The sequence below is a fragment of the Arthrobacter sp. B2a2-09 genome (assembly GCF_027587375.1).
GTDB lineage: Bacteria > Actinomycetota > Actinomycetes > Actinomycetales > Micrococcaceae > Arthrobacter.
The window spans coordinates 46,233-65,637 of the sequence record NZ_JAMXIC010000012.1 but is presented as its reverse complement, the minus strand read 5'-3'; the positions used below and the strand labels follow the sequence as shown (position 1 = coordinate 65,637).

The 19,405-nt window shown below is 63.6% G+C and carries 21 protein-coding genes and 1 pseudogene; 6 read left to right on the top strand and 16 right to left on the bottom strand.

Annotation, left to right across the window (positions count from 1 at the left end; all coding sequences use genetic code 11):
- The first annotated feature begins 41 nt into the window (after positions 1-41).
- Positions 42-1,139 (top strand): FAD-dependent oxidoreductase, encoded by a 1,098-nt coding sequence (locus tag NFJ07_RS14135; RefSeq protein WP_269995242.1) that lies wholly within the window; start codon positions 42-44, stop codon positions 1,137-1,139.
- A 69-nt stretch (positions 1,140-1,208) separates the two neighbouring features.
- Positions 1,209-2,204: an alpha/beta hydrolase family protein gene (locus NFJ07_RS14130; RefSeq protein WP_269995241.1), complete on the top strand. Its 996-nt coding sequence runs from the start codon at positions 1,209-1,211 to the stop codon at positions 2,202-2,204.
- Between the two features lie 33 nt (positions 2,205-2,237).
- Here the strand turns inward: NFJ07_RS14130 and NFJ07_RS14125 are convergent, their stop codons facing one another.
- The 3 genes from NFJ07_RS14125 to NFJ07_RS14115 form a co-directional block, all read right to left on the bottom strand.
- Positions 2,238-2,537 carry a hypothetical protein gene (locus tag NFJ07_RS14125; protein ID WP_269995240.1) on the bottom strand — a complete coding sequence of 100 codons (300 nt, stop codon included), beginning with the start codon at positions 2,535-2,537 and terminating at the stop codon, positions 2,238-2,240.
- A gap of 75 nt (positions 2,538-2,612) precedes the next feature.
- Positions 2,613-2,963: a hypothetical protein gene (locus NFJ07_RS14120; RefSeq protein ID WP_269995239.1), complete on the bottom strand. Its 351-nt coding sequence runs from the start codon at positions 2,961-2,963 to the stop codon at positions 2,613-2,615.
- A gap of 226 nt (positions 2,964-3,189) precedes the next feature.
- Entirely contained in the window at positions 3,190-3,654 is a 465-nt protein-coding gene (locus NFJ07_RS14115) for a phage tail protein (protein WP_269995238.1), read from the bottom strand.
- A gap of 137 nt (positions 3,655-3,791) precedes the next feature.
- Between NFJ07_RS14115 and NFJ07_RS14110 the strand changes: the two genes are divergently transcribed.
- Positions 3,792-5,372, top strand: a complete 1,581-nt coding sequence (locus NFJ07_RS14110) for an NCS1 family nucleobase:cation symporter-1 (RefSeq protein WP_269995237.1) — start codon at positions 3,792-3,794, stop codon at positions 5,370-5,372.
- Between the two features lie 3 nt (positions 5,373-5,375).
- Here NFJ07_RS14110 and pabB read toward each other — a convergent pair whose 3' ends face one another.
- From pabB to uriH, 5 genes are all read right to left on the bottom strand, one after another.
- A complete protein-coding gene (pabB, locus tag NFJ07_RS14105) occupies positions 5,376-7,436 on the bottom strand; it encodes an aminodeoxychorismate synthase component I (protein ID WP_269995236.1) in 2,061 nt (686 codons plus the stop codon).
- A complete protein-coding gene (locus NFJ07_RS14100; RefSeq protein WP_269995235.1) occupies positions 7,433-7,993 on the bottom strand; it encodes a low molecular weight protein-tyrosine-phosphatase in 561 nt (186 codons plus the stop codon). Before NFJ07_RS14100 ends, pabB begins: the two co-directional genes overlap by 4 nt.
- Positions 7,994-8,107: 114 nt before the next feature.
- Complete coding sequence (locus tag NFJ07_RS14095; protein WP_269995234.1) at positions 8,108-9,052, bottom strand: ribokinase; 945 nt, start codon at positions 9,050-9,052, stop codon at positions 8,108-8,110.
- Positions 9,049-10,476 carry a uridine transporter UriT gene (gene uriT / locus NFJ07_RS14090; RefSeq protein ID WP_269995233.1) on the bottom strand — a complete coding sequence of 476 codons (1,428 nt, stop codon included), beginning with the start codon at positions 10,474-10,476 and terminating at the stop codon, positions 9,049-9,051. Before uriT ends, NFJ07_RS14095 begins: the two co-directional genes overlap by 4 nt.
- Positions 10,477-11,487 carry a uridine-preferring nucleoside hydrolase UriH gene (gene uriH / locus NFJ07_RS14085; protein ID WP_269995232.1) on the bottom strand — a complete coding sequence of 337 codons (1,011 nt, stop codon included), beginning with the start codon at positions 11,485-11,487 and terminating at the stop codon, positions 10,477-10,479. It lies immediately after the preceding gene.
- 175 nt (positions 11,488-11,662) lie between these two features.
- On the opposite strand from uriH, the gene NFJ07_RS14080 reads away from it, so the two are divergent.
- Entirely contained in the window at positions 11,663-12,700 is a 1,038-nt protein-coding gene (locus NFJ07_RS14080) for a LacI family DNA-binding transcriptional regulator (protein WP_269995231.1), read from the top strand.
- A 450-nt stretch (positions 12,701-13,150) separates the two neighbouring features.
- A complete protein-coding gene (locus NFJ07_RS14075) occupies positions 13,151-13,819 on the top strand; it encodes a hypothetical protein (RefSeq protein ID WP_269995230.1) in 669 nt (222 codons plus the stop codon).
- Between the two features lie 121 nt (positions 13,820-13,940).
- Here NFJ07_RS14075 and NFJ07_RS14070 read toward each other — a convergent pair whose 3' ends face one another.
- The 8 genes and pseudogenes from NFJ07_RS14070 to NFJ07_RS14040 form a co-directional block, all read right to left on the bottom strand.
- Positions 13,941-14,564 (bottom strand): LysE family transporter, encoded by a 624-nt coding sequence (locus tag NFJ07_RS14070; protein ID WP_269995229.1) that lies wholly within the window; start codon positions 14,562-14,564, stop codon positions 13,941-13,943.
- Positions 14,565-14,607: 43 nt separating this feature from the next.
- On the bottom strand, positions 14,608-15,006 hold the full coding sequence (locus NFJ07_RS14065) for a type II toxin-antitoxin system VapC family toxin (RefSeq protein WP_269995228.1): 399 nt from the start codon (positions 15,004-15,006) through the stop codon (positions 14,608-14,610).
- Positions 14,967-15,218 (bottom strand): type II toxin-antitoxin system Phd/YefM family antitoxin, encoded by a 252-nt coding sequence (locus tag NFJ07_RS14060; protein WP_269995227.1) that lies wholly within the window; start codon positions 15,216-15,218, stop codon positions 14,967-14,969. The genes NFJ07_RS14065 and NFJ07_RS14060 overlap by 40 nt, the downstream gene beginning before the upstream one ends.
- Positions 15,219-15,300: 82 nt before the next feature.
- Positions 15,301-15,762: a hypothetical protein gene (locus tag NFJ07_RS14055; protein ID WP_269995226.1), complete on the bottom strand. Its 462-nt coding sequence runs from the start codon at positions 15,760-15,762 to the stop codon at positions 15,301-15,303.
- 48 nt (positions 15,763-15,810) lie between these two features.
- Entirely contained in the window at positions 15,811-16,353 is a 543-nt protein-coding gene (locus NFJ07_RS25935; protein WP_333482060.1) for a DUF6596 domain-containing protein, read from the bottom strand.
- A 62-nt stretch (positions 16,354-16,415) separates the two neighbouring features.
- Positions 16,416-16,994: pseudogene (locus NFJ07_RS25930) on the bottom strand (RNA polymerase sigma factor); the annotation flags it as partial.
- 72 nt (positions 16,995-17,066) lie between these two features.
- A complete protein-coding gene (locus tag NFJ07_RS14045; protein ID WP_269995225.1) occupies positions 17,067-17,426 on the bottom strand; it encodes a YciI family protein in 360 nt (119 codons plus the stop codon).
- A 114-nt stretch (positions 17,427-17,540) separates the two neighbouring features.
- Complete coding sequence (locus tag NFJ07_RS14040) at positions 17,541-18,356, bottom strand: methyltransferase domain-containing protein (RefSeq protein ID WP_269995224.1); 816 nt, start codon at positions 18,354-18,356, stop codon at positions 17,541-17,543.
- A gap of 86 nt (positions 18,357-18,442) precedes the next feature.
- Here NFJ07_RS14040 and NFJ07_RS14035 point away from each other — a divergent pair, with 86 nt between their 5' ends.
- On the top strand, positions 18,443-19,285 hold the full coding sequence (locus tag NFJ07_RS14035; RefSeq protein ID WP_269995223.1) for a hypothetical protein: 843 nt from the start codon (positions 18,443-18,445) through the stop codon (positions 19,283-19,285).
- Positions 19,286-19,405 lie beyond the last annotated feature (120 nt).

Here is a 19,405-nt window from a genome sequence, read left to right as displayed (position 1 = left end):
CACGAGCCGAGCAGCGTGAGCGTTCTACATAGGGAGTTGCCATGAATGACCAGGCCCAGCACCCCACTGTGGTGGTTATCGGCGGAGGGTACGGTGGGATCTCCGTGGCCAAGGCACTAGACGAACACGCGATGGTTACCTTGGTGGAGCCCAAGGACGCTTTCGTACACAACATCGCTGCCCTCCGATCTGTGGTCCAACCCGATTTCCTGCCGCGGATGTTCTTTCCCTATGACCACCTGCTGGTGCACGGCACGGTACTCCGGGACCGCGCTGTCCGAGTAGACGGGCAGACGGTCGAGTTGGCAACGGGCGCCAGCCTGGCGCCGGACTACATCGTCCTCGCAAGCGGTTCCAGCTACCCCTTCCCGGCCAAAAGCGATCAAATGGTCACCACAGACGCCATCGCCCGCTACCAAGCCGCACATGACGACCTCAAACGCGCCGACAGGGTGATGCTGCTTGGCGCCGGGGCTGTAGGCCTTGAATTTGCGGGCGAGATCGCGGCGGCATGGCCGGACAAGGACATTGTGATGGTGGATCTGGCGCCGGACATCCTTCCCGGGCCGTACGATCCACGGCTGCGGACCGAGGTCAACCGGCAGCTGGATGAACTCGGCGTCCGGCGAATTTTGGGAAGTCCGTTGGCGCAGTTGCCTCCGGTTCCTGCGGGTGAATTCGCCACGTTCACGGTCAACACGAAGGACGGTACCGCCATCGAGGCGGACATCTGGTTCCGCTGCTACGGAATAGCCCCGCAGACGGACTATGTGGCGGGGGACCTTCTTGCCGCGCGGTCCGCCGAGGGCTATCTGGACGTCACCCCCGAACTCCGCGTCGCGGGCTTCGAGAACGTCTACGCCTTGGGCGACATCTCGGCGATCGACGTGAATAAAGCAGGGGTCGCGGGACGCGAGGCCGCGGTGGTTGCCAAGAACATCCAAGCCCAGATCGAGGGCTCCGCGGAGCTGGACGCCTATCTGCCGTCGAGGCCCGTCATCATCCTTCCGTTGGGACCGTCTGGCGGTTCGGGACAACTGCCCGACGGCGAGATCGCCAGTCCGGAACTGATCTCCCAGATCAAGGGCCAACACATGATGATCGACCGCTACGTCGAATTGTTGAACCTCGGCGCTTGATGGCTGGTGCGCTTCATGGCTTGCAGTGCAAGTTTGTAGCGTTCGTAGTTCGCCGTGAGACTGTGGAGGATGGCGAGTTCTATCGAGGTTTCCTGGCAGCTGGATGACATCACGATGGAGGGCACGGTTGTCCGTCCCGACGGTGAGGGGACGTTTCCGGCTGTGGTCCTTGTGGCCGGCAGCGGCCCGACGGACCGGGATTGGTGTTCGCCGCTGCTTCCCGGCAGTAACGGTAGCGGTCGGCTCTTCGCCGAGGCGTTTGCCCGTGCTGGTATCGCATCTCTCCGCTATGACAAACGGGCGTCTGGCCCACACGTGATGGAGAACATCACGAAGCTCATCGGGAAGCGGAGTATGCAGTCCCATCTGGACGAGTTGGTGGCGGCCGTTCAGGTGCTTGCCGGGTTGGACTTCGTTGATTCCTCAAGAATTGCCGGACTCGGCAACAGCGAGGGTGCCCTCCACGTCCTCCACTACGCCACTAGCACCCAAGAGTTTCCGTTCACCGGGATTGTGCTCGCTGCGCCACCCGGCCGTCCGATACAGGCTGTGCTGCTGTCCCAGTTGGCTCTTCAGTCCGCCCAGGTCCCTGGTGGGGCCGAGTGGATGCCGAAGGTGGAGGAAGCCGCTGCGCGTTACGCGGCCGGACAGCCGATGAATCCCGATCCCGGCCTGCCCGACAGTGTGAAAATGGTCCTTGCGAGCTTCGAGGCTCCGGCGAATCTCCCCTTCGCCCGCGAGCTGTGGGCCGAGTCCACGTGCGACTCGCTGGGCAGGGCGCAGATTCCCGCGTTGGTGTTGATCGGCGGTAGGGACGTGCAGATCGACGTACACGCCGACGGCAGCCCTCTCCAGGAAACCGCCGCCGGGATGACGAACGTGACGTTCGCCTTCCCGGCTAACGCGAATCACGTGTTCAAAGAGGACCGGCGGAGCCCGGCCGAAGTCGCCGCATCTCCTGGGAACGGATACAACGAGCCGGGCACACATCTAGACCAAGAAAGCCTGGAGACGATCATCGCCTGGCTGAGGGAGACACTGACTATGACAGTGTCTCCCGCCTGACGCGCCTTGATGAGTCCTCCGCCGCCTGACTACTTAGCCGAGGACCGCGTCGACGAGTTTGACCAGTTCCGCCGCGGAGTCAGCGTTGACGGTGGCGCCCGTCTTGATCGCCGTGGCCCCGAGATTGCCTTTCACGCCGGTCACGGTCAGTGTGGTCGCCTTCTGGCCCGTGGGCATGACCTGGGTCATCAACAGACCCATTGACTGATCCCCGCTGGTCTTTTCCGGCAGCGGCTGGACCTGGGTAGTGACCTTCTGCCCTCCTACCTCAATCGTGAATGTCGAACACTGAGCCAGCGCATCAGTGGATTTCTTCGTCTGGCCGGCCAGCACGGTGGGATCCTTCACCGCCAGGGCGGTGATTACGGTGATGGACTTGTCCGCCGCGGAGATGCTCTGCCCCGCCGCTTAGGTCGCCCCGTCCGGGACCTGCGCGTTATTGCTCGCCAGGGCTGCGCATTCCGGGGGTGCGATGACGGCGGACTTGAGCATCTGCTTCGCGGCGATCATGCCCTGGTCGATCTGCGCAGCGGGTACCACGGTCAACGGCTTGCCCTGGTCGTCCTTCAACTGCGCAATGATCGAAGCGAGTTCTTCATTTGTGTAGGTCTTCGGAGTTGGCGTCGGTGTTGGCGTAGGCGTAGGCGTAGGCGTCGAGGAAGAAGCGGCCGCGCTTCCCGGATTTGCCGGACCTCCGCAGCCGGTCAACGCCAGTACGGCGGCAAAGAGAATCCCGAGCGGTGCGAACACTTTTTTCATTTGTAACCCCAATTTTCGTGGCGGCACGACCTTCCCGGGGGTAACCGGCACAGCCTTGCCTCAACCGCCCGGCCGGTCTTTCCCCGCACCGATCCCAAGCAGTAATGAATAGGATGGTTGCCACGGTACATAATCAGTAGGCTTCCTAAATAGAGTGTCGTCTACTTGGACGCCCTTGGCGGTCAACCAGAGTAACCCCGGCGTCGTCCGGATGCGGTGAGCGCGGTCAGTACTCGCCCTTGATCACGAAAAAAGAACCACGGATAACGCCTGCAAGCTTCGACTTCTGGCGAGCGAATTTGAAGCGTGACGCCAGTTCCTCCGGAATTTCCATGCCGTCGGCGAGCTTGAATCCGACCGCTCGCTTCCCGCCCTCTTCGAGGCTGTACATGACGTTGATCGACAGTCCCGATTCGTAGAAAACGTAGGCCATCCGCAAACCGTCGACGTCGAAGGCGGTCGCTTCCAGCGGGCTTGAGTCGATGACGATGTCACGCTCGTCCTTCAGGATGCGGCTTACCCGCTCGACCACCTCCGGAACCTCGCTCGCAGGGCTCACGGTGAAGGCGTGGTCGTATTTATTCCGGTAATAGCGGGCCTCGTTGGCGCGCAAACCGGCGAGGGTGTCGGCGACCGGAGAGGATTCCAAGCCGACAGTAGAAACGTTCTGGAAGTCAACGGTGTAGGGCATGCATCCTCCTGATAAGACGTGGTGGGACCAATGCTAACGCGACAACGTGCCAGCACTCCCGAAGGGGCTTTCCTTCCAGCAGCAATGGGGCGATTCTGTAATTCCAAGCATGTTTCGAAGCGTTGTTCGGAGGCATTATGGCGCGGAAAAACGAGTCCCCGGCTGTGCAGGCACCGCCCGAGCCGGGCGACGAATACCCTGAGAAAGTTCGAATCCTGGCCGAGGGCCGATTGGTCAGCGACAGGCTGTGGAACGCGGACCTCGCACCGGCCCGGCAACGCAACTGGAAGGTTCGCAGCCTCTTCGCCCTGTGGATGTGCGACGTCCACAGCATCGCCGGTTACACTTTCGCGGCCGGCCTCTTCATCACCGGTCTGGTGGGCTGGCAAGTCTTCCTGGCCCTGGTCCTCGGCATTACCCTGGTCTACTTCCTCATGAACTTCGCCGGGACGGCGGGGCAGAAAACCGGCGTACCGTATCCGGTTCTGGCGCGGATGTCCTTCGGCCTCTTTGGGGCCAACTTGGCCGCCCTGATCCGGGCACTCATTGCCATCGCTTGGTACGGCATCCAGACCTGGCTCGCCTCCGAAGCCGTGCTGGTGCTGCTGTTTTCCGTGTGGCCCCAGCTGACTTCGCTTGACGGTCCGGACGTGCCACGTATCCTTGGCCTGACGCCGCTCGGCTGGGCGGCTTTCCTGGTCCTCTGGGCGGTCCAGCTGCTGGTCATCCGCCGGGGCATGGAGACGGTCCGGAAGTTCCAGGACTGGGCCGGCCCTGCCATTTGGGTGGCCATGTTCGCGCTCGCGGTCTACATCCTGACGCAAGCGGGCAACAAGTTCAGCCTCTCGATCCCCGGCGTCGCGCCGTTGGACGGCCCAGCAGCCGTGACCCAGTTCTTCTCGGCCATCGCCCTGACAGTCACCTACTTTGCGGCGCTTCTCCTGAACTTCTGCGATTTTTCCCGGTTCGCACCGGACCGCAAGACCATCCTGCGCGGCAACTTCTGGGGCCTCCCGGTGAACTTCATCGCCTTCGCCCTGGTCACGGTGGTGGTCACGGCCGGCGCGGCGTCCTACTTCACTGCGGACCAGTACCGTGGCCAAGACATGTTCAAGGTCATCACCGATCCCGTGGCGATCGTCCAGGCGATCAAGAATCCGTGGATCACCATCATCGCCGCCGTCACGTTTGTGGTGGCCACGATCGGCATCAACGTGGTGGCCAACTTCGTTTCCGCCTCCTACGACCTCGCCAACGTGGCCCCGCACCGGATCGACTTCCGCCGCGGCGGCCTCATCAGCGCAGTGCTCGCAATCGTGATCCTGCCGTGGAACCTCTTCAGCAGTCCCGTGGTGATCGTGTACTTCCTGGGTGGGCTGGGCGCGCTGCTTGGTCCGCTGTTCGGCGTGATCTTCACTGACTTCTTCCGCATCAGGCACCAACGCTGCAAGGTCTCGGACCTGTACCACGAGGACGAAAAAGGCCTCTACTTCTACACCAAGGGCTGGAACCTCAAGGCCATTGCCGCGCTGGTCCCTGCCGCCGTCGTCGCAGGCGTTATCGCCCTGGTCCCGGCACTGCAGGGGTTCCTGCCGGGAGGCTCGGGCCTGGGCCCGTATTCATGGTTCGTGGGTGCAATCCTGGCCAGCCTGATCTACTACGCGATCACGCGAAACGATCCCCGGACCGCCCGCGCCCGCACGGAAGAACACGACTGACTCTCAAGCGGTGGGAAACTCCGCGCCCAGGGCCGAGAGCACGCCGAACGCCTTGGTCCGGATTTCCTCGTATTCGTCCTGGGGCGTGGAGTCCGCCGTGATGGCGCCCCCGACGCCGAGACTGAGCGTGCGTCCGCCGTCGCCGTCGGCACTCATCACCAGGGTCCGGATCACGACGGCGAGATCCGTCGCCGCGTTGAGGGAGAAGTACCCAATCGCGCCGGAGTAGACCCCGCGCGGTCCGGACTCCAGCCCGTCAAGGATGTCCATGGTGCTGATCTTCGGGGCGCCCGTCATGGACCCGGCGGGGAACGCTGCCGCCACGGCCTCGGCCCGGGGTGCTCCGGGCCGCAGCCGGGCGTCGATGGTGCTCACCATCTGGTGCACCGTGGCGTAGCTTTCCACCGCGCACAGCCGGCTGACGGTCACCGATCCGGGCACGGCGAAATGGCTGAGGTCGTTGCGAAGCAAGTCCACGATCATGATGTTCTCGGCACGGTCCTTGAGCGAGGATTCAAGGCCACGCCGCAGCGCTTCGTCGATGACGGGATCGTTGGCCCGGCCCCTGGTGCCCTTGATCGGCTCGGCCCGCATGCCGCCGTCGGAGGTTATCCGCAGGAAGCGCTCCGGCGAGGTACTCGCAACCGTCAGATCGCCGAACCGCAAGTAGCTCGCGAACGGCGCCGGGTTGCGCTTGCGCAGCGCGAGGTAGCTCTCCCACGGGTCCAGTCCGGGATCCGAGGCGGTCACGGTGGTGGTCAGGCAGACCTCGTAGGTGTTGCCCTCGGCGATCTGGTGCTGGGCATCTGTGATTTTGCTTTTGTATTCGTCCTCGGTGTCGCGGCTGGAGAACTCAAGCACCACTGCGCGGCTCTGGGGTGCCGACGCCTCTTGAGGTGCCGGGACGGCGGACAGCACCGCCTCGCGCGCAAGCCCAAGCCAATCGCCGGCGTCGGGGGCATCGATGGCGAGCAGCCAGACCGCAGCGTCGCGGTGGTCGATCACCACGGCCCGGCCGGCGAAGAGCAACGCCGCATCCGGAGTGCCGGCTTGGACATCGCTGCCACCGGTCTCCCGTTTCAATTCATAGCCGAGGTAGCCCAACCAACCGAGCGTGAATTCGCAGTCATAGCCTTCCGGTGCCCTCAAGGCCTTGCGGCCCCACACGGTGTCCAGCCAGCGGAAGAAGGGACCGGTAGTCTCCACCGTGGCGCATCCGGCGCTGAGCCGGGTGGCTCCGGAACTGTGCGTTACAGCTTGACCGAAGGAGCCGCCGTCGTCCGCGAGGATGCTGAAGCGGCTGCGCTCGGCCGCAGCGTTCAAGGATCCGGCGTCACCGACTGTGCCGGTATTGGAGGACGTGTTGGAGGAATCGAGCCAGACGGCGTTGGCGGACTGGGCGTAGAGCGTTTTGAACAGGGCCGCGGCGTCCGGCGTGGCGTCGATCCGTTCGGCCTTGAGCTGCAAGCCGCGGCGTGCCGAGAGCTCGGGAACGAGCACGGGGGAGAGCGAAGGGAGGTAGTTCAGCGCCTGCAGGGCGTCATCCGGGGCATTGCCGTCTGCCCGGTTCAGCACCTTGACGTCAGTGTGGTCGAGGACGTCGTCGGCCTCCAGCCACTCGTCCTCCTGCGCCGCCCAGCTGTCCCAGAACGGTTCGTAGCTGCTGCCGTCCCGGGCCATCGCACGGTGCCGGCGTTGGTCGTCGGGAGCGTCCACCCAGACCACGGCGTCAAGCATGGGCCGGGCGGCACTCGCAGCCGCCCCGACGCCCTCGACGATGACGATTTCGGCAGGCAGCGTCACGTGGCTGCGGCCGTCGTAGTGTTTCTCCCAGTCCCAGCTGACCCACTCGGCGGCGTCGCCGTGCCGCAGCGGCGCCAAGACCGTGGTGACGTACCGCTCGATGCCCGCGGCAAGTCCGTTCCAGCCCGGATAGATGTCCTCGAGATGGAACAGTGACACCTTGTGATGCATGCGGAGGCGGGCGGCAAGTTCGACGGCGAGAGTAGTCTTTCCCGCGCCGGAGCGGCCATCGATGGCGATGATCACGGGTGCTGGGGTCATGAAATAGAGCGTACCTGCTGTGGATCGTGGTGCTGTGCGTGCTGCCTGGCGGCAAGGGCGTCCCGAGTGTAGGCGACGATTCCGGGAACGGCCGCGCGGATGAGGTCCCAGGTGACGTCGAAATCGTGGTGGCCCCCGTACCAAGGATCCTCGATGCCCAGGTCCAAGGTGCTCCGGCCAGCAACGGCTGGGTCGAAACTGCGTAGCATCCGGATCTTGGCGAGTGTTTCCGAATCCGGGGCGGCCTCGTGCAGCCAGCCATAGTGATCCACGTCGAGGGCCAAAATCAGGTCCCGCTCCCGGAACCACTCCTGGCGCCAACTCCGGGCAATGTGACCTTCGGAGCGGATGCGGTGTGCCGAAAGGACCCGGGCTGCGCGTGGATCGATGGGGTGCCCGGCCTCGTAGGAGGTAGTTCCCGCCGAGTCCACAACAACCGCTCCACCCAGCCCTCCGGCGTCGAACGCTTCAGTCAACATCAGCTCCGCCATGGGTGAGCGGCAGATGTTTCCCGTGCAGACGGTGATGATGCGGTATGGGCTCGACGCTGAGTACATGGAGCAAGCATGGGGGATGCCACCCCGTCTTGGCTAGTCAAAAAGCGAGGAGATTACAGAATTTGTAAAGTCGCTGGTCGAGGCGTAAAAGCAGGTACCCGTTGGCAGGCTGAGTCAGGAAATCCGCAAGTGCTCCAGGACCTCCTCGGCGCCGGGGTAGGCGGCTTGGGTGCCCTTCTTGGTGGTGGCGAGCGCTGCGGCAACCGAAGCGAACGCCGCGGCTTCGGCCAAGGTTTCGCCCGCGGCGAGGCGGGCAGCCACTGCCCCGGTGAAGGCGTCCCCGGCTCCGGTCGTATCCACGGCATTGACCTTGGTGGGTGCGATCCGGGAGATCTGTTCCCCGGACGCGGCGAGGGAATCCACCACCACCGAGCCGTGGGAGCCGAGGGTAACGAGGACCCGCTCCAATCCCCGCTCGGCGAACTGGCTTCGGACAGGCTCCCAGGCGCTCGCGTGCGCGCCCGGGTGCGGCATCTCGGCGTCGCCCAGGAACATGGACGCTTCGTGGGCGTTGACCAGCAGGACATCGCTCAAGGCGGCCAGGCTTTGCGGGATCTCGGCGTACGGCGAGAGGTTCAACAGAACTGTTGCACCGGCGTCGTGCGCTGTTTTGGCGGCAGCCTCCACAGTCTCAAGGCTGACCTCCAGGCAGAGGCAGAGCACCGCAGCGTCGTCGAAAGCGTCAGCCGACACGTCCGCCGGGGCGAGCGTTCCGTTGGCACCGGCCGAAATGATGATGTTGTTCTCACCATTCGCGTCTACCGCGATAACCGCGACGCCGGTAGCCACATCCGTGGAACGGCGGACGCGCGAGACGTCCACGCCAGCCCCTTCTGTCGAGGCGAGGAGCATGGCGCCGTTGGAATCATCTCCGACCGCACCGATCAGGCTCACCGTGCCGCCCAGCTTGCTCGCCGCGACGGCCTGGTTGGCGCTCTTGCCGCCGGGATTGACCGCGAAGCCGTTGCCGTGGACGGTTTCGCCCGGGAGCGGGAGCCGCTCGCAATAGATGGTCAGGTCCGCGTTCAAGGACCCGACGACGACGATCCTGCGGTTCACTTTTCAACCTCGGCTTCGAGGGGCTTGGGAATGAGGAGCGACGCCGCGAAGGCGGCAACCGTGATGGCGAGGCCGACGACGACGACCGTCAAGTACGAGGCCTTGGCGTCGCCGAGCGCTGAGGTCGCCACAAGTACCGCCGGCAACACCAGGAAGCTCAGGCCAGCGCCGAGGTTGAAGGCGCCGGCGTTCATGCCGGGCAGGAAGCCGGGGTTGCCGGCGGGGGAGAGGACAACTCCGAGTCCGTTGAGCATGATGTTGACCGTACCGGCGTACATGATGCCGAGCAAGGCCGTTCCCACGATCATGAGGGGCAGGCTGCTGAGTCCGAGGAACGCGATGATGGCCAGGGCAGCGATGCTGCCCAACATGCCGATGCGCAGGACTTTGGTGTAGCCGAGCACGGGCGCGAGCCGGCCGCTGATGGGTCCGAATACCCAGCCGAGGAGGGCGTATGGCGTGAGGATCATGAGCGACATCTCGGTGGGACCGACTCCGAAACCCGGTGCAGCGGCCTGCACGTAGGCCGGGACGATGCCGTTGATGACTGCGAAGATGCCGGTCATGGCGAGGGTGGTGGTCAGCAGTGGCGCCCAGGTGGAACGCTGGCGAAGGTGGATCGTTTCCACCATCGGCTCTTTGGAGCGCTTCTCCACCGTCCAGAAGGCGGCGAACGCGGCAGCTGCGACCACAATCAGCCCGATGGCCAGCATGAGCGTTCCGGAAGAGAATGCGCCAACAAGCTTGGATCCCTCATTGAGGGCTGTAAGGAGTGCGCCCACCGCGATGACAATGAAGAACACGCCCAGCCAGTCCATGCTGGTACCAGCGGCAGGCTTACTCTCCCCGGCAAGGATGGCGATCAAGGCCGTGGCCACCACTGCGAGGCCAACCATGAGCCAGAAGCTGCTGCGGAATCCGAAGTGCTCGGCGAAGTAACCGCCCACGAAGGAGTCGACGCCGGCAACGCCGCCATTGACTGCCGTGATGAGGCCCATCAGGGCTCCGTACTTTCGCGGGTTGTTGACCGCGGAGCGCAGCATGATGAGGCACAGCGGCACGGTGGGGCCGCTGACGCCCTGGATGATACGGCCCACGAAGAGCCACGTAATGTCGGGGGCCATGGCTGCGATGACCGAGCCGACGGCCATCATCAGCATCATGCCGAGGAGGATCTTCTTGCGTCCGACGATGTCGCTCAGGCGCGGCAGGAAGAGTGAGAACAGGGCCGCAGCCGTGAAGAACCAGGTCTGGGAGAGGCCGATGACTGCCTGGTCCGTGTGAAGCTCGTTGCCCATGGTGACCAGGGCCGGGCTGAGCATGGACGCGTTGAGCTGGAAGGCTACGCAGGCGGCCAGCAGGGCGACCACGAGGGCCGTGACGTTGCCCCGGTTGGTCTTGGTTTCGTTGATGAGGGTAGTCATTTACTTGGCCTCTCCTGCGATGCTGGCGACGACGGGAGCTCCGACGGCGGGCTCGCCGATGCGGATGATCGCGTCCATGACGAGGTTCCAGAATTTCTCGTGGTCGAGGTCGACGGCGACGGAGGTGTGGCAGTCGGCCGGTGCGGGGGCGCGGAAATCGGCCACGGTCATGCCAAGGGTGAGCTTGCCCTGCAGCTCGATGTCGACGGGGACCTTGCGGGTAGTCATGACGCTGGGGTCGATGACATAGGCCACGGCGCAGGGATCGTGCACCGGAGGATAGTCAAAGCCCTGGGCGTCCTTGTAGGTCTTGGTGAAAAACTCCATCAGTTCCATGACGAACTTGGCCGGCTTGGTGCCCACAGCGGCGATCTTCTCTACGACCTCGGGAGTGGCCAGGGCCTGGTGTGTGAGGTCCAAACCGACCATTACCACGGGCCACTTTTCGTTGAAGACGATGTGTGCGGCCTCGGGGTCAATAATGATGTTGAATTCGGCCACGGCACTCCAGTTGCCTACGTGGTAGCCGCCGCCCATGAGGACAACTTCCTTGACGCGTTCAACGATGCGTGGCTCCTTGCGGGCGGCCATCGCGATGTTGGTGAGTCCCGCAGTGGGGACCAGAGTCACGGTGCCCGGCTCGTGCGCCATGATCGTCTCGATGATGAGGTCGACGGCGTGGCGGGGGTCCAGCTCGATGGTGGACTGGGGCTGTTCGGGGCCGTCCATGCCGGTTTCGCCGTGGATGTCCGGCGCGGTTTCGATGGAGCGGACCAGCGGACGGTCGCAGCCGGCGGCAAAGGGAACACCCGTGATGCCAGCGATGGTGCCGACCGACAGGGCGTTGCGGGTGACCTTTTCGAGGGTCTGGTTGCCGACCACCGTGGTGACGGCGAGCAGTTCGATGTCCGGGTTGCCGTGGGCCAGCAGCAGGGCCACGGCGTCGTCATGCCCGGGGTCGCAATCCAGGATGATCTTCTTGCGTTCACGGGTCATGGTGTTGGGGTCCATGTTCATCTCCACGTCATTGGGGCCTGCCGAGGTTCGGTCTCGGGCAGGGCGCTAAAGCATTCAGAGGAATTCTGGCACTGGCTTGGGCATTGCGTCAAGCGCTTAACGTAGATTGCGTCAAGCGCTTGATGCCTTGCGGCGTGGGAAAGGGCTGGTTCCCCGCTACGATCGTTGTATGGAATCCGCGGAACGAGTGCATCAGGTCCCTGGCCGTGCGCAGCGCGTAACCGCAGCGATGGTGGCCTCCCTGGCCGGGGTCTCCACTGCGACGGTGTCCCTGGTTGCCAACGGCAAAACCCAGGGCAGGGTGTCCGAGGACAACATTTCGCGCGTCCGCCAGGCTATCGCCGAGCTTGGCTACGTGGTGGATGGCATCGGCAGTTCTTTGGCCAAGGGCGTGAGCTCGATTGTGATCCTTGTGGCGCCTGACATTTCCAACCCCTTTTTCGCCAAGGTCATCGCCGGAGTCCGGGAATCGCTCGGCTCCGAGTACCAGCTGCTGCTCTCCGTGACCGACGCTGGTGAGTTCCCCCGTGCGGAGGACGTCCGAAAGCTCCTGGCCCTTCGGCCTGCCGGGCTGCTGGTAGATGCGCCCAACGCAGCCTTCCTGGAGGAGCTGTCCGTTGCCGGGCCGCTGGTCCTTCTCGATGCCCCCGGCCTTGAAGCCTACGCTCCGTCCGTGAACCTCGATGTTGCCCATGGCGCCCGTGAATTGGCCGCGCATCTCGCGGCCGCCGGGCACAAGCGCGTTGCCTACGTGGACAGCGTGACCGGCACGGCCACGTTCGAGGTGCGCCGGGCGGCGTTCTTGGATGAGGCAAATTCCTGCGGTATTTCCATTGCGGACGCGCACATCATCAGTACCACCATCGATGTCGGCGCTGCCGCGACTGCCTTCGCCGCCGCCTGGCCGGACTGGCAGCGCGCCGGGGTCACCGCCGTCGTCTGCGGAACGGACACCCACGCCTATGGTGTGTTGCAGGAAGCCCGCGTGGCCGGTGTCCGGATTCCGGAAGAACTGGCCGTAGCCGGCTTCGACGATCTGCCGTATTCAGCCACGAGCAACCCGAGCCTGACCAGTGTGCATTTGCCGGCCACACCCCTGGGACTCAAGGCCGGTGAACAGCTCCGCGGACTGATGGAGGGTCGTGTGCTCGAACAGCCGCAGCTAACGCTGGAGAGCTCGTTGGTGGTGCGCGGCTCCACGGGGTAGGTCTTTCCCATCCATTGCTGCGTAGATGTCGTTTTGAGGCTCCAAAGCGACACTTTGGGCCCACACCGGCGAGGGACCCGGCCTGAGCTTGCGAAGGCTGGGAGCCGGTGGGGAGCAATGGATGGGGGCTGTGGATAACTTCTGCGAGGGTGGGCTGTTTTCTGTTCTGATGGGGCCATGAAAACCCCGCGTCGCCTCCCGTTGAGTCTCGGGACTCGGCCGTTCACTATTGCCGAGGCGGCCCGGGAGGGGGTCAGTCCCGGGCGTCTGCGGCACGGCTCTCTGAAGAGACTTGGCAAGGGAATTCGTTCGGATAGCCCGACGGCGGAGCTCCCCTTGTGCGTCCGCGTGCGCCCTTTCGTCGAGGTCAATGAGCGATGCGCCGCATCCCACCTCACAGCGGCAGAACTTCTTGACCTGCCGCGACGTCGCCAGAAGGAGCCAGCACAGATGTTCCATGTGATCAGGCCTGAGGGTGCTGCCCATCTCAACCGTCCACACGTCGTCGTCCACCGCATGAAGCTCTATGAGGACGAGGTCACCACGGTTGGTGGCGTCCCTGTCACCACCGTGGAGCGCACCTGGCTGGACATGGCCGAGATGCTGACCGTGGACGAATTGGTGGTGATGGGGGACAGCTGTGTGCGGAGGCCGCGGGTTGAATTCGAAGGGCGGGACGCGCCGTTGTGCACTCTTGCGGATCTTCAGCGAATGATCGATCGCCATAAAGGTAAGCGAGGGCTGCGCAAAGCCAAGGTAGCGATCCAACTGATCCGGATAGGCTCGGATTCGCCGCAGGAGTCATTGCTCCGCCTGGCGATCGTGAGGGCAGGCTTGCCGGAACCCGAACTCAATGTGCCGGTTGAAGCCAGGGACGGCGGGAGGTTCTTGCAGCCTGACTTGTCGTACAAGAAGTACAGGATCGGCATCGAGTACGAGGGCGAGGGCCATGGCAACGAAGCACAAGTGGTGCGTGACATTAGCCGTTCGGAACGGTATGAGGCGCTGGGCTGGACGGAGGTCAGGATCTCAAAGCGCCACATGTTCAACGATGCGAAAGCTGCCGTAGCCAAGGTCCGGACGGTACTGGTCCAGGCCGGCTGGCGGCCAGCGCGATAACGAACGAGTGCTGCGTAACTGTCCGTCTGAGGGTTCAAAACGACAGTTTGGGCCCACACCGGCGAGGGCCCCGGCCTGAGCTTGCGAAGGCTGGGAGCCGGTGGGGAGCAATCGATTTGTCCTAGTGGATGACGGCGAGCAGAACGCCCACGGACATGAACAGCACGCCGAAAGTGCGGTTGAGGACCTTTTGTCCGTGCTCGTTGTGCGTGAACCGTTGGAATGAACGGGCTGCCAAAGCGAAGAAGAACCACATGACGCAGATGTCGATGAAAACGATCGTGGTACTGAGGATCAGATATTGCGGAATCAGTGGCTGCTCGGGGCGGATGAATTGCGGCATGAAGGCCAGGAAGAAGACGATCGCCTTGGGATTGAGCAGGTTGACCCAAATGCCTCGCTGGAACATGGACCATGCTGGCTCGTTGCGCCGGGCCTCCACTTTTTCCTTGTCCAGGTCCGGCCGGTGCAGGAACTGCCGGATGCCCATGTACACCAGATATGCCGCCCCGGTGTAGCGGATCACGTTGAAGACCACAGGCGAGCTGGAGACCAGAACGCCTACCCCGAGTGCAACGATCAGGATGTGGATGATCAGTGCCGCCTGTTGGCCCAGCACTCCCCAGATGGAGCGGCGGAATCCGGAGTTGAGCGAATTGCTCATGGTGGAGATGGCGCCCGCGCCGGGAGTGAAACTGATCAAGGTGCCGGCGCCTACCAGGGCCAGCCAAAGCGAAATTTGCACCAATCCAGCTTATGCCCGCAGGACGCGGTACTCGGACGAGCGGTTACCAGAGCGTCTCCACCAACGGGAAGCTATGGAATTCCCGGTCGGCCGTGATGACCACCATGGATTCCACTATGGCCTGCGCGGCGATTAGCCTGTCGAAGGGGTCCCGATGCTCCCAATCGAGGTGTCCGGCCGCAAGCGCATGGACGCTCCGGATGGTCAGCTCCTCGTTACACAGCTCGGCGACATGCCGGGCATAACCGAGAAGCAGTCCGTCCAAGCCCGGAAGCCTACCCAGCTTGTGCTTGTAGCCGATCTCGTAAGCGCTGGCGGATGATGCCACGAGACGGTTGTCGAATGACTGGATTGCACGTCTCGCCTTGGGTGAGAGCTTCCGGGGTTCCGTCAGGGCCCAGATCAGGGCATGCGTGTCGAGGAGATAAGGGGTGCTTCCCACAGTGCAAGTTCCTCCTCATCCATAGGCTCTAGGAAATTGTCTGGAAGTTCTCCTTTGACGAATCCAAGACGGCGCTTGGTGGGCCGCTCAATCTTCACGAGCCGGGCGACGGGCTTGCCGGCCTTGGCGATAACCACATCTTCACCCCGTTCAACCATGTTAAGGAGCTCGGAAAGGCGGGTCTTTGCCTCCTGGACGTTGTATTGTGCCATGTTGACCAAGTCTAGTTGGTCAACCTCTACAACGTAAGGCTCAATGGTGCGATGGGGACCCCGGACCCCCAGCCGGCGAAGCTCACTCACACTTGCCAAACCTCGAATGCACCCAGTGAGTCATCGTGTCCGGGAGATTGTCTCCCAACGCATATTGGTCGAAGTAGGAGTGCGGGCCGTTGGACATATACCCGGTTTCGTCGAGCCCAAAATGGCCAATCATGTGAAACCCGCGCGCCGCGGCCGCCTTCCCCAACCTGGTGGCTTCCTTGTGGATGGGCTGGTGATCAAAGCAATAGTCCTCGGCCCAGATCCCGGCGTGCGCGATCGCAAAGAACTTGGTGCGCTCGGGATGCAGGCTGTCAAGAATTTCGTCTTGGAAGGGCTCCAAACCGCCTTCGAAGCGCTCGCTGACGATTGCTATGTTGTCCAGTTGCATCTCGGTGTCGAGGCCGATCACGACGAGTCGTGGGTAGAGTTTTTCTTCTTGGACGATGAGCGGACGGGCAAGAATCTGGAGGTCAAAGCCTGCTTGAATGATCATGTTTTGAGGCTATTCGCGGCCGCGGGTCACATGCAGGGGTCATTTTGCCTATGTGGATAACTGCGCCAGGTTGGCCGCCTTCACTTGGAGGTACCGCCGTTCCTGCAGGCTATTGGTCTTACGCGCCGCGGCAAGCAAGCACTCCCGGGCACCCACAAGGTCGCGGGACATTTCGAGCAAGTGTCCGCGGACGGCGTCGAGCCTGTGCCAGTCTTTCAGTTCGTCCTCGAGCCCATCCAGCAGTTGAAGGGCCGCCCGCGGCCCTTCAACCATGGCCACGGCAACGGCCCGGTTGAGCGCCACAACCGGACTCGGGGCAACGGCCTCGAGAACCGTGTACAACGCCAGGATCTGAGGCCAGTCGGTCTGGTCCGCGGAGGGCGCTTCGGCATGGACGGCAGCGATGGCGGCCTGCAGCTGATAGGGTCCCGGACGCCCAACCCCCAGCACGGCTGACAAGAGTTCAAGGCCCTCGGCGATCTGCACCGAATCCCACAGCCGGCGATCCTGCTCAGCGAGCGGCACCAGCATCCCGTCCGGGAGCGTCCTCGCCCTTCGTCGCGAGTCAGTGAGGAGCATGAGGGCCAGCACCCGCCCACCTCGAGCTCGCCCGGGAGCAGCCCCTGCAGGAGCCGCGTCAGGCGGATTGCCTCCGCGGTGAGGTCTTCGCGTTGCATGGACGGCCCGGAACTCGACGCGTAGCCCTCGTTAAAGATCAGGTACAGGACGTGGAGTACGACGCCGAGCCGCGTCTTTCGCTGGCCCGTTTCCGGGAGTTCGAAATGGGCTCCGGCCTTCTTGATGCTTTGCTTGGCCCGGCTGATCCGCTGGCCCATGGTGGCTTCCGGGACAAAGAACGCGCTGGCGATTTCCGCCGTCGTGAGCCCTCCGACGGCACGCAATGTCAGTGCCAGCTGGGAGGGTGCTGAGAGGGCCGGGTGGCAGCACAGGAAAAGGAGGGTGAGGGTGTCTTCTGCAAACCCGTCCGTGTCATCAGTTGAAAGAGGCTGCTCGACAGGCGGCGGTTCCAAGGCCGCCGCCCGTTGTTCGCGCGCCTGCCGGGCACTTTCGCTGCGCCAGTAGTCCACCAAACGCCGTGTGGCGACCGTGAGTAGCCACGCCCTAGGGCTCCCAGGCACGCCGGAGGCGGGCCATTGCAATGCTGCCTCGAGCAGCGCTTCCTGGACGGCATCCTCGCACTCGGCGAATTGGCCGTATCTGCGGACGAGCACGCCGAGGACCTGCGGCGCAAGCGTGCGCAGCAGGTCCTCGAGCGTGGATTCCCCGGCATGCTCGGCCAAGCGTTAGACCTCCGGGGGCTCGTCCTGGACGCGGCGAAGCTCCACAACCGGCGCATACTTCACGATGCTGGAGCAGATTTCCACGGCTCGTTCCTCGCTGGCGACGTCTACCACCCAGTAGCCGATGAGGGATTCCTTGGCTTCGGCGAAAGGCCCGTCGGTGGTGATGACCCCGTTATCCGTCTGCTTGACCAGCTTGGCAGTGCCGGGGTCGGCCAGTCCGGCGTTGAACACCATCTCGCCCGAATCGCTGAGATCCTTGTCGATCTGGATCATGAACCCGATCATTTCCCTGATCCATTCGGGATCCGCGGCCTCCATCATGCCCTCGGCAGAACCAAACATCATGATCATGTATTTCATCTCGAACTCCTTATCGGGGGCGCTCCGTGTGGGCGCTTTCGTTCATGGGTCGGAACTACAGGACGGTTTTCGACATGGGTTGATGGAAAATCCCAAGAAACTTTTGGCAGGCCGCTACGCGCGTGCGATGACTTCCCCGTTCGGGATCAGGAAGAAGCCATCATCCGTGGAGCCCCAACGGTGCCAACCGGCGGCGATCCTGGCGAGGTCTGCCTCGTTGGCCAGCCCGTATTCCAACGCTTGCTCGGCAAAGGCGGAGTGCAGGACGCGCTCGCTCCACACCCGCGACTGCCAGCGGCGCTGCTGCGCGGTTGCGTACAGCCAGTTGCTGCTGGAGGGTGCGACGTCGGTGAAGCCCGCCTGCTGTGCCCACGACACGAGCCGCCGCCCGGCGTCGGGCTCTGCTCCGTTTCGTCGGGCGATCTTCTGGTAGAGCTCCATCCAGTCGTCGAGCTCGCGGACCTCCGGGTACCAGCTCATGCCGTGGAAGTCGGCGTCGCGCACTGCCACGATGGCGCCGGGTTTGGCCACGCGCCGCATTTCGCGCAACGCGGCCACGGGGTCGGTCAGGTGTTGCAGGACTTGGTGGGCGTGGACGAGGTCGAAGGTCTCGTCCTCGAAGTCCAGATCGTAGATGTTGCCGGTCACGAATTCCACGTTTTCCACGCCACGTTCGGCCGCGAGCGAGGCAGCCTGGGCCACGATCTCGGCGGAACGGTCGAGCCCGACGACCTTCGCGGGAGCCACCAGCTCCGCGAAGTCGCAGGTGATGCTCCCAGGTCCGCATCCGACGTCGAGTACTGAAGTCCCGGCGGTGAGATGCGGGATGACAAACGCGGCAGAGTTCTCGGCTGTGCGGGAGGCGTGGGCGCGTACGACGGACTCGTGGTGGCCGTGTGTGTAGACGTCTTCAGGCATCTGCTCGTTCATAGGGAAACGCTACCCCGATGGAGTGGAAAGCGGGCGGAACTTGGGCGAAACCTTGTTTTCGAATCCCGGCCTGCCACAATGGACGCATGGCCGCAGCGCGGTGGGGTCGGGGGTCGGAGCTGGGGCGCGGATCGGGCTTCGGAGGGCTGGGTGACGGACCGTCCCCGGACGCCTTGCGTCGCCCGTTCTTCATTGCGGCAGTCGCCGTCTTCGCCGTCGTGGTCTTGGCCGAAATCGGCTTGTCGATCCTCCTCGGCGGGACCGCCGTGGAGCCCGTTTCGCCCGACCAAGCGGACAAGCTCGGCGTCCCGATCGACGTCTTCCTGAAAACCCAGCGCGCATCAGCTGCGCCGCCCGGCGCGGGGATCGGTTTCCTCGCGTTCCTGGACGGGCTGCTGCTGTTCACCGTCGTGATGCTGGGGCTGAGCCTGATCATGGAGCTCAGGGTTTACGGACGGATCCAGGGCATCGTCACCTTGGTTGTCACGTTCCTCTGGGTGGTGGGCGCGTTCATCACGGCACTCCTGGCGTTGGCGAAGCTGTTCCTGATGTTCGGGCTGTTCGTGGCCGCGCCCTTCGGGACCCTTGCCTACCTCGCACTGTGGGGGAGTTTTCCCACGAGCCAGGCAGCGGCCATCCTTGCGCTCCTCCTCCTGCTGAAGATCGCTTTCGCGGTGCTGCTGATTCTGAGTCAGCCAAAATTCCTGAAGGTTACAGGGCTTGTAGTGCTGCTCCTCGTCTCGGTGCTCTTCCATCTGGTTCTTGGACTCATCCACGGCTTTCTCCCAGGCCCGCTCGTGTCCATCGGGGATCAGTTCTGGGCGCTCGTTACGGTGGTGGTGGCCTTGGTGTGGGCGCTCATCATGCTCATCGGATCTATCCCGGCTATCATCAACGCCCTGCGGGTCAGAGGCTCGGCAGGGGACTAAAGACCCGGACGCTCGCTCACTTTTGGGCCCCTTTTCGCAGACGCTCGCTCACATCAGGTGAGCGAGCGTTGTGGAAAACCGGGACATAGGTGAGCGAGCGTTGTGGAAATCCGGGACATA

Excerpts from the sequence above, each read along its gene's own strand:
- NFJ07_RS14135 (WP_269995242.1), top strand. The coding sequence starts at position 42 with ATGAATGACCAGGCCCAGCACCCCACTGTGGTGGTTATCGGCGGAGGG.
- NFJ07_RS14130 (WP_269995241.1), top strand. The coding sequence starts at position 1,209 with ATGGCGAGTTCTATCGAGGTTTCCTGGCAGCTGGATGACATCACGATG.
- NFJ07_RS14120 (WP_269995239.1), bottom strand. The coding sequence starts at position 2,963 with ATGAAAAAAGTGTTCGCACCGCTCGGGATTCTCTTTGCCGCCGTACTG.
- NFJ07_RS14115 (WP_269995238.1), bottom strand. The coding sequence starts at position 3,654 with ATGCCCTACACCGTTGACTTCCAGAACGTTTCTACTGTCGGCTTGGAA.
- NFJ07_RS14110 (WP_269995237.1), top strand. The coding sequence starts at position 3,792 with ATGGCGCGGAAAAACGAGTCCCCGGCTGTGCAGGCACCGCCCGAGCCG.
- pabB (WP_269995236.1), bottom strand. The coding sequence starts at position 7,436 with ATGACCCCAGCACCCGTGATCATCGCCATCGATGGCCGCTCCGGCGCG.
- NFJ07_RS14100 (WP_269995235.1), bottom strand. The coding sequence starts at position 7,993 with ATGTACTCAGCGTCGAGCCCATACCGCATCATCACCGTCTGCACGGGA.
- uriT (WP_269995233.1), bottom strand. The coding sequence starts at position 10,476 with ATGACTACCCTCATCAACGAAACCAAGACCAACCGGGGCAACGTCACG.
- uriH (WP_269995232.1), bottom strand. The coding sequence starts at position 11,487 with ATGGACCCCAACACCATGACCCGTGAACGCAAGAAGATCATCCTGGAT.
- NFJ07_RS14080 (WP_269995231.1), top strand. The coding sequence starts at position 11,663 with ATGGAATCCGCGGAACGAGTGCATCAGGTCCCTGGCCGTGCGCAGCGC.
- NFJ07_RS14075 (WP_269995230.1), top strand. The coding sequence starts at position 13,151 with ATGTTCCATGTGATCAGGCCTGAGGGTGCTGCCCATCTCAACCGTCCA.
- NFJ07_RS14060 (WP_269995227.1), bottom strand. The coding sequence starts at position 15,218 with ATGGCACAATACAACGTCCAGGAGGCAAAGACCCGCCTTTCCGAGCTC.
- NFJ07_RS14055 (WP_269995226.1), bottom strand. The coding sequence starts at position 15,762 with ATGATCATTCAAGCAGGCTTTGACCTCCAGATTCTTGCCCGTCCGCTC.
- NFJ07_RS14045 (WP_269995225.1), bottom strand. The coding sequence starts at position 17,426 with ATGAAATACATGATCATGATGTTTGGTTCTGCCGAGGGCATGATGGAG.
- NFJ07_RS14040 (WP_269995224.1), bottom strand. The coding sequence starts at position 18,356 with ATGAACGAGCAGATGCCTGAAGACGTCTACACACACGGCCACCACGAG.
- NFJ07_RS14035 (WP_269995223.1), top strand. The coding sequence starts at position 18,443 with ATGGCCGCAGCGCGGTGGGGTCGGGGGTCGGAGCTGGGGCGCGGATCG.